The sequence below is a fragment of the Trichocoleus desertorum ATA4-8-CV12 genome (assembly GCA_019358975.1).
In the GTDB taxonomy this organism is placed as follows: Bacteria; Cyanobacteriota; Cyanobacteriia; order FACHB-46; family FACHB-46; genus Trichocoleus; species Trichocoleus desertorum_A.
In genome coordinates, this window is the sequence record JAHHIL010000012.1 from 16,646 (window position 1) to 29,145 (window position 12,500).

Here is a 12,500-nt window from a genome sequence, read left to right on the forward strand (position 1 = left end):
TGCTTTTTACACTTTTAATAACTTCTATATCAAATGAACAACCTTGAGGAACTAGAGATTCAGTTGCTACTGGAAGGAGTATTCCGTCACTACGGATTCGATTTTCGTAACTACGCCTTAGCCTCTATCAAAAGGAGGATTTGGAATGCGGTTCGGGCCGAAAACTTGAGAACCATCTCTGGTCTTCAAGAAAGGCTACTGCATGACCCTGTGTGCTTAGAACGATTTCTACTCGGTCTTTCGGTGAATGTCACCTCTATGTTCCGAGACCCCACCTTCTACCTAGCTTTTCGGCAAAAGGTGGTGCCGCTGTTACGCACCTATCCGTTTATTCGAATTTGGCATGCGGGCTGCTCCACAGGGGAGGAAGTTTATTCTATGGCTATCTTGTTGCACGAGGAAGGGCTATATCACCGCTGCCGTATTTATGCCACAGATATGAATGAATCGGTTCTACGCCAAGCAAAGGCTGGTATCTTTTCCATCCACCTGATGCAGGAGTACACGCAGCTCTATCTCAAGGCAGGGGGGAAGTACTCGTTCTCTGAGTACTATACGGCAGCTTACGACAACGCGATTTTTCGCTCAACTCTCAAAGAAAATTTGATCTTCTCTCAGCACAACCTAGCCACTGATAGTTCGTTCAACGAATTCAATGTGATTTTATGTCGTAACGTCTTAATTTATTTCAACAACACCTTGCAGGATCGGGTACACAAGCTTTTATATGAGAGTCTAGGGACATTTGGCATCTTAGGATTAGGTCAGCAAGAGACTCTAAGCCTGACAAAATACGAAGATCGTTATGAGGAGTTGGAAAGGCGTGAAAAGCTTTACCGACGGATTCAGTAGTAAGCAAGCTCCACGGCAACCACACTTTGAGTTAGTCGTCGTGGGAACTTCTTTGGGTGGCCTCTCTGCCCTCGAAACCCTGCTGAATGGATTGCCCAGCAACTTTCCAGCGGCAGTCGCGATCGTGCAACATCGGCATAAAGAATCCAATACAGGTCTCAGTGAGTTTTTGCAATCTTGCAGTCTGCTGCCGCTGCAAGATGCCGCCGATAAAGCAGCCATTGTGCCTGGCCACGTATACTTAGCTCCCGCTGACTATCATTTATTAGTAGAGTCAGTGGGTTGGTTTGCGCTCTCTACAGATATGCCTGTGTCTTATGCTCGGCCCTCGATTGATGTGCTGTTTGAGTCAGCCGCCGATGCCTATGGTCATCACACCATTGGTATTATCTTAACCGGGTCGGGTGGAGATGGAGCCCAGGGTTTGGCTAGAATCAAAGCTTGTGGTGGCTTGGCTATTGTCCAAGATCCCCAAACTGCTGAGAGTCAGATGATGCCAAAAGCAGCGATCGCAACAACTGCCGTAGACTGGATTTTACCCCTGGCAGATATTGCCCCTCGCTTGATCCATCTTTGTCAGCCTGTCATAAGGTGAGCCCATGTCGTCGTCTGAACCCAAAGTTAATATTCTCCTGGTTGACGATTATCCGGAAAACCTACTGGCTTTAGAGGCAATTCTGGAAAAATTAGGCCAAAACTTGGTCAGGGCGAGCTCCGGCGAAGAAGCCCTGCGCTGCCTGCTCGACCAAGATTTTGCGGTAATCTTGCTAGACGTACAGATGCCAGGGATTGACGGCTTTGAAACAGCTACCTTGATTCGGGAACGGACGCGATCGCAGCATACCCCGATCATTTTCATGACCGCCTTTAGTAGTAGCGATTCTCTGGTTTTTAAAGGCTACTCTTTAGGCGCAGTCGATTACTTGTTCAAACCCGTTAAGGCAGAAATTCTGACCTCTAAAGTTGCCGTTTTTGTCGATCTCTTCAAGAAAACCGAAGAGGTGAAACAGCAAGCGGCTCAGCTAGCAGCGATGAATGCAGACCTGAAGCAAAGTGAAGAACGCTTTCGCTCCCTCAGCGCCTGTTCACCTGTGGGCATTTTTCTGACCGATATAGCGGGTAGCTGCATTTACACGAACCCCCGCTACCAAGTCATCTGCGGTTTAGATGAAGCCGCGAGCTTAGGAGAAGGTTGGCTGCAATCGGTTTACCAAGAGGATCGAAGCCGCGCGATCCAAGAGTGGTCAATTTACACCCAGAAAGGCCAAGAATATTCTGATGAATTTCGCTTTCAAAGCCCCGATGGCAGCATTCGCTGGACTCATGTGCGATCGTCTCCAATGGTTTCGGATCATGGCAAGCTCTTGGGGCATGTCGGCACGATTGAAGACGTAACGGAGCGCAAACAGGCAGAAGCAGCCAGATCACAGTTCATGCGCGAGCAGATTGCCAGACAGGAGGCAGAAGCAGCCAATCGGATTAAAGATGAATTCCTCGCCATCCTCTCTCACGAGCTGCGTACCCCGCTCAATGCCATGCTGGGCTGGGCTCGGCTGCTGCGAACTCGTAAATTTGACGAAGCAACCACGAGCAAAGCGCTAGAAACGATTGAACGTAATGCCAAAGTCCAGGCCCAACTGATTGAAGATATTCTGGATGTGTCTCGCATTATTCGTGGCAAACTACGGCTGATGATCCGTCCGGTCAACCCAGTAGGGGTGATTGAAGCCGCGATCGATGCCCTGCAACCAATGGCGGATGGCAAGTCGATTCAGCTCGAAACTAAGTTTGATCCAGGCGGAGAGCTGGTTCTGGGAGACCCAGATCGTCTCCAGCAGATAGTTTGGAACTTGCTATCGAATGCAATTAAGTTCACGCCTGAGGAAGGCAAAGTGGAGGTGGGTTTATCCTTTGGTCAAGAGGATACTTCTAGCGACGATGGACAAGCCCCACCACAACGCTATGCTCGAATTCAAGTTACAGATACGGGAATAGGTATCAGTCCTGAGTTTCTACCCTACGTGTTCGATCGCTTCCGACAAGCCGATAGCACCACGACTAGACCTTACGGCGGCTTGGGTTTGGGTCTGGCGATCGTGCGGCATTTGGTCGAGTTGCATGGCGGTACGGTGGAAGCAAGCAGCAATCCAGACGGCCCAGGGGCACGATTTATTGTGCAATTGCCACAAGCAGGCACTCTGATTGACCCTCAAGGTGCAGAAGAAGGCTATCCGATGACACATCTGGGGACAGTGAATGCAGAGGTACCTTCGCTGGCTAGCTTGCGGGTGCTTGTAGTCGATGATGATCCAGATACTAGAGAGTTTTTGTCAACGGCTTTAGCGCAATACGGAGCTGAAGTGACCATCGTGGCATCTGCGGCGGATGCGGTGACAGCACTGGGTGACTTTAAGCCCAATGTGCTAGTAAGCGATATTGGCATGCCACAAGCAGATGGCTACCAATTAATTCGTAAAATTCGGAGTCTAGAGGCCGAGCAAGGGGGCAATATTCCCGCGATCGCTCTCACTGCCTATACCCGGGTAGAGGAACGCAAACGCGCGATCGAAGCGGGGTTCCAAATGCACTTAGCGAAACCTATAGAGCCAGGAGAGTTAGTCGCAGCGGTCGCCAAGTTAGTGGCACCAGCCTCTCAGCTCCAAGCTTAGATCAGAGCTGAGATCTTTGGGCTTGAGCTTCTAAGCTTAAAATTCTGAATTTGGATTGGCTTACAGGCACAAAGCTATAGCCCAATCTTGCTGACCCCGTTGCGGTTGGCACTTAAACTGTTGTCCGACCCAGGTAACTTGCCATTGGCTCCCGATGTCGCTGGGTTGAGGTTGTAGTTCCACGCGGTATCTCACCCCATTAACCGAATCATCTTGTCGTCCCGTTTGGGCCAGTAGGGCGATCGCTTCCCCAGATTCAGCATAACGGATCTCCATTTGCTCCAGTCCCAAAGGTGACAAACCCTCCGTTGCCCCAAATAACTGAGCCACGATCGCACTGGGCCGCTGCCCCGTGAGACTTCTACCGCTTTGAGTGAACTGGTCAAGGGATACAGGGCTGTAAGCCGCTCGTGTGTCTTTGTCTTTGCTCCCTGCTGGCTCAACCTGAGTGACCGCTTGGCTAACCAGCGCCGAGGACAACTCAGTACGGCTAAAGTGAGCCGCAACCCCCGTTGTCAGTCCTACAAGCAGTCCTGTGAATAAAGCAAAATGCGTAAATCTCAGGGAGGTGAACATAAATGACCTGGCATAGAGCTGAGCAGTTTGAAAGGCTGTAGTTTTAATGACTACAATTTTTCTGGTTTGAGTTCCGGATAATTTTGCCCCAGCCTCGCTTCAGAAAACTTCCTGATCATTCTTTATAAAGGAAAAGGGCAGTCCACCCCTTGTAACTCTGTGTAACGTTTCATCAGGAAAGCAAAACAGCCTTAACCAAGCTCTCAGCAGGTCAACGCCGCTCAGTAAAACCCGCCTCAGATCAGCACTTTCGGAGATTTACTGAGCAGGCGATCGCCAAACTTAATCTGTTTAGTGGTAGAAAAAGCATCTCCCCAAAGGCTTAATCCCAAGCTGAAGAGAAACGATAGATCCGTGTTTCCCCTGACCGTATCTACAGAGGCGATGAATATTCCCGTGAATCAACGCTCCTTTTTATAGGGTGCGATCGCGAGAATGAGTTCAACTCTGATGCAAGGTTCTGTGTGATGGCTACTCAATCTTCTCCCCGCTCTCAAGTCATGGAACTCCTGGTCGCTTACCACCAGAATCCCTCCGTCTCTCGGCGCAACCAACTCGTCCGTCTCAATGCTGGACTCGTGCGGAAGATTGCTCACCAAGTCAGCCATCAGTGTGCAGAACCTTACGAAGACCTGGAGCAAATCGGTCATCTCGGTCTCATCCGCGCCATTGAGCGCTTCGATCCTTCCCAAGGTTGTGCCTTCAGCTCTTTCGCCGTTCCCTACATTCGCGGTGAGATGCTCCACTTCCTCCGCGATCGCGGCAACACGGTAAAGATTCCTCGGCGCTGGCAAGACTTGCAGAAGGAAGGGCAGAAGGTGCGCGAAGCGTTGATGAAAGATTTAGGACGGCAGCCTCAGGACGCAGAAGTCGCCAGTGAGCTAGGCGTCTCGGTCAATGAGTGGCGCGACATCAAACTCGCAGGGAAGAATCGCTCCTTGCTGAGCTTGGATGCTACGGTTTCGCAACAAGTAGACTCCACAGTGACTCTCGGCGACATGATACCCGATGCTCACTACCAGACCTTGCAGTTGCTCGAAGAAGATCGCCAGCAGTTGCAGCGAGCGCTGAGCCAGCTAGAAGACAAGACCAGAGCGGCGATCGAGCTAGTGTACTTCAGTGACTTGTCACGCAAAGAAGTGGCAGAGCGGATTGAGGTCAGCCCCATGACGGTGACCCGACGCATCCAGAGAGGCATTCAGCAGATGGTGGCTTATCTCCAGCCTCAAGAATTGCAAACTGACCCCTAGAATTTAGCTAGCGCCATGATTAGCAACCCAAGTTAGCCATAGATTTTCCTACATCAGATCCTCCTGCATCTGCCAGATTGAACTCAATCAATCTGGCATTTTTGTTTTTCCTTAGCGGGTTCTGACATCGGCGATCGCATTTCTGGCCATAGAGGCAATGGCGCGATCGGTGGCTTTGGGCAGATGGTAGTATTTACCACCCGCATGCTTGGCTAGCTCTTTAGCAAACCCTGTCGAGATGAACTTGCTTTCGGTGTCGATCACCAGCAGTTGAATTCGCAGGCCGCGAATCTTCCCAGCGATCTCTAGCAGTTCTCCTTTAATGTCGGGCTTTTCGCCTTCTTGGATCGGTTCACCCAGCGATCGCGCCAGCGATACATTGCCGCGACCATCGGTAATCGCCACAATCACCACTTGTCCTATGTCGCCGGACTGCTGGGCGTTCATGCCTACCCTCACTGCTTGGGTTAAACCATGTGCCAAGGGAGAACCACCCCCACAAGGCATGCGATCGAGCCGTTTTCTAGCAGCGGCGATCGAGCGTGTGGGCGGCAGGAGGACTTCCGCTTGTTCGCCTCGGAAGGGAATCAAGGCGATTTGGTCACGGTTTTGGTAGGCTTCGGTCAGCAATTGCAAGACAGCACCTTTAGCCGACTGCATCCGGTTCAGCGCCATGGAGCCCGAAGCATCGACTACGAACACAACTAAGGCTCCGGCTTTGCGCGCCAACCGCTTGGCCCGAATGTCCGATTGTTCCACAATCACCCGACGGTCGGGTTGACGTTGACGGCGGGCTTTTTGATAAGGGGCAGCAGCTCTGAGGGTAGCATCTACGGCAATCCGGCGGACTTTACCTCTAGGCAACATCGGCTTGATATAGCGGCCCCGATCTTCCGAGAAGATAATTGTGCGAGCACCCGACTTACCCTGCCGATTAGCAGCCATCTGGGCAAAGTACAGCACAGACGGGTCGAGAATCACGCCTTCGGGGTCAAAGATGAACTCCTCCGGCACGTTGGGCGGTTCTTGCTCTTGCTCTGGGTCGTCTTGCTCGTCTTTTTCTTCTTCTTGCTCGTCTTGGTCTTGCTCAGATTCGTCTTGAGGTTCGTCTTGATTTTGCTGGGGCGGAGGCGGTGGGGGCGCTGGTGGTTCTTCGGGTGGGGTTTGAACGACTGTAGATCGGGGCACAATTACCAGTTCTACGGCACGGCGCAGATCCTCGGCGTTGACACTGGCTCGACCTTCTAACGCTGCATGAGCTTTGGCGACTCGCACCGCAAATAGTTCTGCTCGGTGACCTTGTACGCCGCCCCGTAGCGCTTCATTAACCAGATAGGCAACTTGCTCTGACTGAATCTGCACATCTTTCAGCCACTCGCGAGCTAAGACGATTTGAGTTTTGAGGCCATCCAAATCTTCATCGTACTGATCTAAGAAAGCTTGAGGGGAGTTGGCGTATTGAGTGGCTTGGTCTACCGCTTGCACCCGTTCATCAATACCCAAAACCGCATCGGCAGAAAGTGCGATCGCAATGCGGTCGAGCAAGTGCTCTCGTAGCGAACCTTCTTCTGGGTTGTAGGTGGCAATCAACAACGGCTTGCAAGGATGCTGGAAACTAATGCCTTCTCGCTCTACTTGGTTGCGGCCTTCTGTCAGGGTGCCGAGCAAGAGATTGGCAATCTGGTCGTCGAGGAGGTTAATTTCATCGACATACATCACGCCTCGGTGGGCTTCAGCCAGTAATCCGGGTTGAAAAACGCTTTCTCCGCGCTTGATGGACTGACTGACATCAACCGAACCGAGCAAGCGGTCTTCCGTAGCTCCCAACGGAATTTGGATGAAGGGCGAGGGAATAACTTCGGTGAAGGGGAGGGGTTGACCGCCAATTACAGGCATCTGACCACTAGCAGCCTCGGCCAGTAGCTGGTCATCCCACTCGCGGGGATTGTTGGGGTCGCAATTGCAAGCGGAGCCTTTGACAATTTCAATCGGGGGCAATAGGGCGTGAATTGCCCGTGCCATGACTGACTTGGCAGTCCCTCGCCGACCCGCAATCACTACCCCACCCAAACCAGGATCGACAGCAGCTAGTAGCAGGGCCATCTTAATGGCTTCTTGACCCACAACAGCGGCGAGAGGAAAAGCAGTAATCGACGGGTTAGTCAGCGCAGGCATGGTTTCGATCAATAGCGAGTCCAATATTTCAGCATAACAAGGAACCGGAGCCAGAAACTCACGCGATCGCGGCTGATCCTAATTCAAAGAGCAAAAAACTTTATAGACTACCCAAAGTTACTACCGTTAAAACGTATGAAAAAATCATGAAAATAAAATTAAAGAATCATCTTTTTCAAAAAATAATCATTTTTGATTTGAGAAAAGCCGATCCAAATATTCAGTTAAATAAAACTCTTGCAACTGTTTAATCTATCTCTCAGATTCTTTGATTTTGTTAACTCAGTAACATTTTTTTGCTTCTATCTCCAGAATGATTGCCGATCGCAATAAACTAGTGCTAGACTGCTGAGAATTCAATCTAGTAAGTTAGCCTAATTCAGTTTTTAGCAAGTGCGATCGCACTCCTTAAAGCCAAATGCTTTTGAGGTAAGAACTGAAGCGGAGGAACCACATTTTGGGGCTTATTCTGAGCGAGCTTTGTTTCTAAAAGCAGCCAGGAGGGACATCTCTCAGTCCTAGCCCGTCAGCTAACTCCGTCGGCATTGGGAGGAGACTGAAGATCAGCATTTTTTATTCTGATCTTTTCAGTGTCCTTGGTTGGTATAGCGACGACTTACTGGTACCTACCTCGACTCTGAGATAAATCAATGCTTCAACTCAATCTTGCTGCAATTGCGGTTGCAGGACAGGTGGCTTGGCGACGAGCTAAACCACTTTTAATTCGAGATACAGTTCTACTCCCCGCGCTTGGGTTTTTGAGCATTATCTTGCTGTGGTGGTTGGTAGCCATCTTTAATCCTGACTTAATGCCGACCCCGCCAGAAGCTTTAGTCGCTAATTTGGATTATATTCTGCATCCATTTTATCGGCGCGGCCCAGGTGACTTAGGCATTGGTTGGCTGCTGCTGGCTAGCCTACGTCGAGTGATTTTAGGGTTTTTCTTGGCGGCGATCGTAGCGATTCCAATTGGTTTTTTGGTGGGCATGTCGAAGCCAGCCATGATGGCGCTTAATCCAGTCATTCAAATCTTTAAACCTGTCTCACCGCTTGCTTGGTTGCCGATCGCCTTAGCTATCTTTAACTTGGCTGATCCTTCCGCTATTTTCGTAATTTTCATTACTTCTTTATGGCCAACAATTATTAACACCGCGCTAGGTGTTTCTAGCGTATCTCAAGACTATATTGATGTGGCAAGAGTCCTAGAAATGTCTCGTTGGCGGCGCATTACTAAAATTATTTGGCCCGCGAGTTTACCCTATATTTTTACTGGCCTACGGATCAGTTTGGGTATCGCTTGGTTGGTAATTGTGGCTGTAGAAATGCTCACGGGTGGCCTTGGGATTGGCTTTTTTGTCTGGGATGAGTGGAACCGTTTGAACTTGAACTCGGTATTCCTGGCGATTGTAGTCATTGGTGTCACAGGATTGCTGCTCGACTACGCCGTTAGCAAAGTGGAACAACTGGTCACACATCGCACAGCTCAGCGAACTAATTTCTAGGCTCTCGCCAATTCCCCAAGCACTTAACCATTTCCCCCAGAATTGGCAGGGCTGTTTCATACAACGAAAGCGTTCCGAACTAGGCCCCCCCAGCCCCCCAAATTTGGGGGGAACAACACTCAAAGTCCCCCAGAATTGGGGGATTTAGGGGGCAGTGCAGGGAGTTGAACCACATTTCAATTTTTCCTCTTGTAACATGAAACAGCCCTGCCCAGAATTGGGGGGCTAGGGGGCGATTTGAGTAATGAAAAGCAGTCGTCAAATAGCCTCTGACCTAATCGCTAAAAATTTTTCCAACTATGAGCGATACATTTGAGCATCAATGGACCCGACGAGATTTTCTTAAGGGGATGGGATCTGCTGCGGTAGGCACGACTCTTGCCTCCTGTGGCATTAGTGGCGATCGCAGTGCTAAAGGTTTAACCGAAGAAGCTTTGGCAATCAAGCAGGTAGTCCAACCGGGAGACTTGGAGAAACCGGATCTCACGGTGGGTTATGTGCCTGTGAATGACTGCGCTCCTTTTGCGATCGCCTGGAAAAAAGGCTTTTTCCATAAATACGGCCTCAACGTGCGGCTCAATCGAGAAGCGAGCTGGGCAACTTCTCGTGATGGCATCATCTTTGGCCGTACCGATGCAGCGCCAGTCGTGTCAGGTGCCGTGACCAACGCCCGGATTGGAGCCGAGGGAGCGAGACATGCACCGCTTTGTGCCGCAATGACGATTCATCGCCACGGAAACGCCATGACCATGAATCGCAAAATGTGGGATGCAGGCATTCGGCCTTGGCGAGACTACAACGGTGATCTAGAAGCTTTTGGCCGTGACTTCAGAAACTATTTTGAGAATCAATCCTCCGAGCAGCGAGTTTGGGCAGTGGTGCTCAGTTCTGCCATTTATGAATACTTTGTCCGCTACCTGGCCGCAGCAGCAGGAATAGACCCGCTAAAGGAATTTCGCGTCATCATCATTCCACCGCCGCAGATGGTTAGTAACGTCCGGATTGGAGCCATGCAAGCCTACATGGTGGCCGAACCCTGGAACAGCCGCGCTATCAGCCCGCTGGGTAAAGGGAAGGAAGGCGTTGGGTTTACTTTTGCCCAAGGGAAAGAGATTTGGCTGGGGCACCCCGATCGCTTGTTGGGCGTGATGGAATCGTTCATCAACGAAAATCCCAAAACCTACAGATCTTTAGTCAAAGCCATGATTGAGGCTTGCCAGTATTGCAGCAAACCGGAGAATCGGGCCGAAGTCGCCCAGCTCATTTCCGAGCGATCGTTTACGGGAGCCAAGCCCAAATTCACCCGTCCTGCGATCGCTGGGGAATATAACTACGGTGGCTTTGATGGCAAAGAGCGGATTGATCGCTCGCTCGACACAACCATGTTTTTCGATCTCCCTGATAACATCCCTAAGCAACCAGGTGAGCACTCTACCTTTTTGTGGCGATCGCACAGTATTTGGCTGATGACACAGGCGGCTCGTTGGGGACAAATTAAGGAATTTCCCAAGAACGCCGAAGAACTTGCGCGTAGAGCTTGGCAAGCTGATTTGTACCGTGCGATCGCTGCCGAAATGGGTATCGCCTCTCCGCAAGAGGATTTCAAAGTCGAGTTACCAGAAGTATTTATTGACCAGAAGGGATTTGATCCCAGCGATCCCGTAGGCTACCTCAACAGTTTTGCCATTCGTGCTAACGCACCGCAACGATTTTTTCTCTCTTAAACTTTTTGTCCTACCGTTACAGCCGCTTCGGAGTTAATCATGGTCAAATCAACTAGCCAGTTCGCTGAGTCTGATAGTCGGACTTCAACCTATACAGGTGAGTTTGTCGTAATTGAGAACCTGGTCAAAACCTATTCCACAGCGGGTGGGGGTGAGTCTGTCGTTTTAGATGGCATCAACTTGACCATTAGTGAAAACGAATTCATCTCTGTTATTGGTCACTCTGGTTGCGGGAAGTCAACCTTGTTGAAGATTCTTGCGGGTTTAGAAACGGCCAGTGCTGGCTCTGTTAGGCTAGAGGGCAGAGAGATCCGCAAGCCAGGAGCCGAGCGGATGATGGTATTCCAGCACTACTCATTGTTGCCGTGGCTGACGGTACGGGAAAACATTCGCTTAGCAGTAGATGAGGTGCTAAAGCGCGTTCCTGCCCGCGAGAAACAGCAAATTGTTAATGAACATTTGGCGATGGTGAATCTCACTGCTGCCGCCGACAAATATCCAGACGAAATTTCGGGTGGCATGAAGCAACGAGTTGGGATTGCGCGGGCCTTAGCCATTCGGCCTAAGATGCTGCTGATGGATGAACCGTTTGGGGCGCTGGATGCCTTGACGCGCGGCAAATTGCAACGGCAAGTGCTGGATATTTGGGAAAACCAGCGCCAAGCCGTAATGATGATTACTCACGATGTCGATGAGGCGCTTTATATGTCCGATCGCATCGTCATGATGACCAATGGCCCTGCGGCCAAGATTGGTGAGATTCTAGAGGTTCCTTTCCCTCATCCCCGCGATCGCGCAGCAATGCGTAACTCACGGGAGTATTTTGAACTCCGGAATTACGTGTTGAACTTCCTCGATCACTACTTCACTCAAGACTAGAGCAGGAGTTTAATTATGTTTACGATTGGCGATTCCGTACAACATCAAACAACTGGACGGTTGGGCAAACTAGTGGGCTACGGTCATCAAATCTCAGAGCAAGGGGCTTATCTGCCTACCCTGCAAGTACTAATAACCGATGAACTAACGCTAACCCATCATCATAAAGTCCTCGAAGATCTCACCTCTGCCTGGATCGTGCAGCCATCTACTCGTGGAGAGACAATTCCTGGTGTAGCATCACTTCAGCAGGTTTAGCTAGCGACGGAAGCCCCGCGCTGTACTTGAAAAGTCAGCGTCGGGATAGGGAGTCCGGCGGTGAGGAGTCTCACCCCGAACGATGCCACAGGCGGGTGGAGTAGGTGAGCGACGAATCGCCAACCTGTCGAGCAAATAAAAGGCTTGAAGTCTATTCATGGTAAGGGTTTCAAAGTATAATTTAGATGGTTTAATAACCCACCTGACCGCATCGAACAGACAGGCAAACTTCAAAGTAGAGGTTCGACTCTTGCCGCAGGCAGATCGGTAGTTCAGGGAAGCTGTTTTCTCCAGCTGGTCGCCATGGCGTAAATCCAAGAGAAGCAAAAGCAAAAGTTATCAACCTGCGGAAGGCGGGTTGCTGCCTGGGTGGTAGGCAACTATCACGGGAGTCAGTGGGATGTGCTGCGAATGCAGACATGACCAAAACCTCCAGAAGCTGCGTCAGACCAATACTTTGCTTGCAAGGTGGAGGCAGTGGCTGTTGAAACAGGAAGCCCGTGCTGTATTGCTTGCAATCAGCGTCGGGTACTTCACCCTCTAAGGGCAACGTCACCGTGAAGGTAGAGCCAACGCCAACTTGAGAAGCCAGCTTGATCTCACCTTGCAAAGGAA

The 12,500-nt window shown here is 50.6% G+C and carries 12 protein-coding genes; 8 read left to right on the forward strand and 4 right to left on the reverse strand.

Translation table 11 applies throughout. From position 1 onward, the window contains the following. The first annotated feature begins 33 nt into the window (after positions 1-33). From KME12_11540 to KME12_11550, 3 genes are read left to right on the forward strand one after another with little or no spacing between them, the layout of a single operon-like run. Positions 34-852: a protein-glutamate O-methyltransferase CheR gene (locus KME12_11540; protein ID MBW4488411.1), complete on the forward strand. Its 819-nt coding sequence runs from the start codon at positions 34-36 to the stop codon at positions 850-852. Further along, positions 806-1,447, forward strand: coding sequence for a chemotaxis protein CheB (locus KME12_11545; protein ID MBW4488412.1), 642 nt, complete (start codon positions 806-808; stop codon positions 1,445-1,447). The genes KME12_11540 and KME12_11545 overlap by 47 nt, the downstream gene beginning before the upstream one ends. Positions 1,448-1,451: 4 nt before the next feature. Further along, positions 1,452-3,521 (forward strand): response regulator, encoded by a 2,070-nt coding sequence (locus tag KME12_11550; protein MBW4488413.1) that lies wholly within the window; start codon positions 1,452-1,454, stop codon positions 3,519-3,521. 60 nt (positions 3,522-3,581) lie between these two features. On the opposite strand, the gene KME12_11555 is transcribed toward KME12_11550, so the two are convergent. Then, positions 3,582-4,097, reverse strand: coding sequence for a hypothetical protein (locus KME12_11555; protein MBW4488414.1), 516 nt, complete (start codon positions 4,095-4,097; stop codon positions 3,582-3,584). Positions 4,098-4,564: 467 nt separating this feature from the next. On the opposite strand from KME12_11555, the gene KME12_11560 reads away from it, so the two are divergent. Continuing rightward, entirely contained in the window at positions 4,565-5,347 is a 783-nt protein-coding gene (locus KME12_11560; protein MBW4488415.1) for an RNA polymerase sigma factor SigF, read from the forward strand. A gap of 111 nt (positions 5,348-5,458) precedes the next feature. Here the strand turns inward: KME12_11560 and bchD are convergent, their stop codons facing one another. Then, positions 5,459-7,522, reverse strand: a complete 2,064-nt coding sequence (bchD, locus tag KME12_11565) for a magnesium chelatase ATPase subunit D (protein ID MBW4488416.1) — start codon at positions 7,520-7,522, stop codon at positions 5,459-5,461. A gap of 650 nt (positions 7,523-8,172) precedes the next feature. Between bchD and ntrB the strand changes: the two genes are divergently transcribed. The 4 genes from ntrB to KME12_11585 all read left to right on the forward strand — a co-directional run bounded on the left by ntrB (position 8,173) and on the right by KME12_11585 (position 11,885). Then, positions 8,173-9,024, forward strand: coding sequence for a nitrate ABC transporter permease (gene ntrB, locus KME12_11570; protein MBW4488417.1), 852 nt, complete (start codon positions 8,173-8,175; stop codon positions 9,022-9,024). Positions 9,025-9,323: 299 nt separating this feature from the next. Then, positions 9,324-10,748 carry an ABC transporter substrate-binding protein gene (locus KME12_11575; GenBank protein ID MBW4488418.1) on the forward strand — a complete coding sequence of 475 codons (1,425 nt, stop codon included), beginning with the start codon at positions 9,324-9,326 and terminating at the stop codon, positions 10,746-10,748. A gap of 39 nt (positions 10,749-10,787) precedes the next feature. Then, a complete protein-coding gene (locus KME12_11580; GenBank protein MBW4488419.1) occupies positions 10,788-11,627 on the forward strand; it encodes a nitrate ABC transporter ATP-binding protein in 840 nt (279 codons plus the stop codon). A gap of 15 nt (positions 11,628-11,642) precedes the next feature. Continuing rightward, entirely contained in the window at positions 11,643-11,885 is a 243-nt protein-coding gene (locus KME12_11585) for a hypothetical protein (protein MBW4488420.1), read from the forward strand. Here KME12_11585 and KME12_11590 read toward each other — a convergent pair whose 3' ends face one another. Next, entirely contained in the window at positions 11,886-12,044 is a 159-nt protein-coding gene (locus KME12_11590) for a hypothetical protein (protein MBW4488421.1), read from the reverse strand. 31 nt (positions 12,045-12,075) lie between these two features. After that, positions 12,076-12,495, reverse strand: a complete 420-nt coding sequence (locus KME12_11595; protein ID MBW4488422.1) for a hypothetical protein — start codon at positions 12,493-12,495, stop codon at positions 12,076-12,078. Between the last annotated feature and the right edge of the window lie 5 nt (positions 12,496-12,500).

Coding starts and splice junctions, on each gene's coding strand:
- KME12_11575 (MBW4488418.1), top strand. CDS start 9,324: ATGAGCGATACATTTGAGCATCAATGGACCCGACGAGATTTTCTTAAG.
- KME12_11585 (MBW4488420.1), top strand. CDS start 11,643: ATGTTTACGATTGGCGATTCCGTACAACATCAAACAACTGGACGGTTG.
- KME12_11550 (MBW4488413.1), top strand. CDS start 1,452: ATGTCGTCGTCTGAACCCAAAGTTAATATTCTCCTGGTTGACGATTAT.
- KME12_11540 (MBW4488411.1), top strand. CDS start 34: ATGAACAACCTTGAGGAACTAGAGATTCAGTTGCTACTGGAAGGAGTA.
- KME12_11580 (MBW4488419.1), top strand. CDS start 10,788: ATGGTCAAATCAACTAGCCAGTTCGCTGAGTCTGATAGTCGGACTTCA.
- KME12_11590 (MBW4488421.1), bottom strand. CDS start 12,044: ATGAATAGACTTCAAGCCTTTTATTTGCTCGACAGGTTGGCGATTCGT.
- KME12_11545 (MBW4488412.1), top strand. CDS start 806: ATGAGGAGTTGGAAAGGCGTGAAAAGCTTTACCGACGGATTCAGTAGT.
- KME12_11555 (MBW4488414.1), bottom strand. CDS start 4,097: ATGTTCACCTCCCTGAGATTTACGCATTTTGCTTTATTCACAGGACTG.
- ntrB (MBW4488417.1), top strand. CDS start 8,173: ATGCTTCAACTCAATCTTGCTGCAATTGCGGTTGCAGGACAGGTGGCT.
- bchD (MBW4488416.1), bottom strand. CDS start 7,522: ATGCCTGCGCTGACTAACCCGTCGATTACTGCTTTTCCTCTCGCCGCT.
- KME12_11560 (MBW4488415.1), top strand. CDS start 4,565: ATGGCTACTCAATCTTCTCCCCGCTCTCAAGTCATGGAACTCCTGGTC.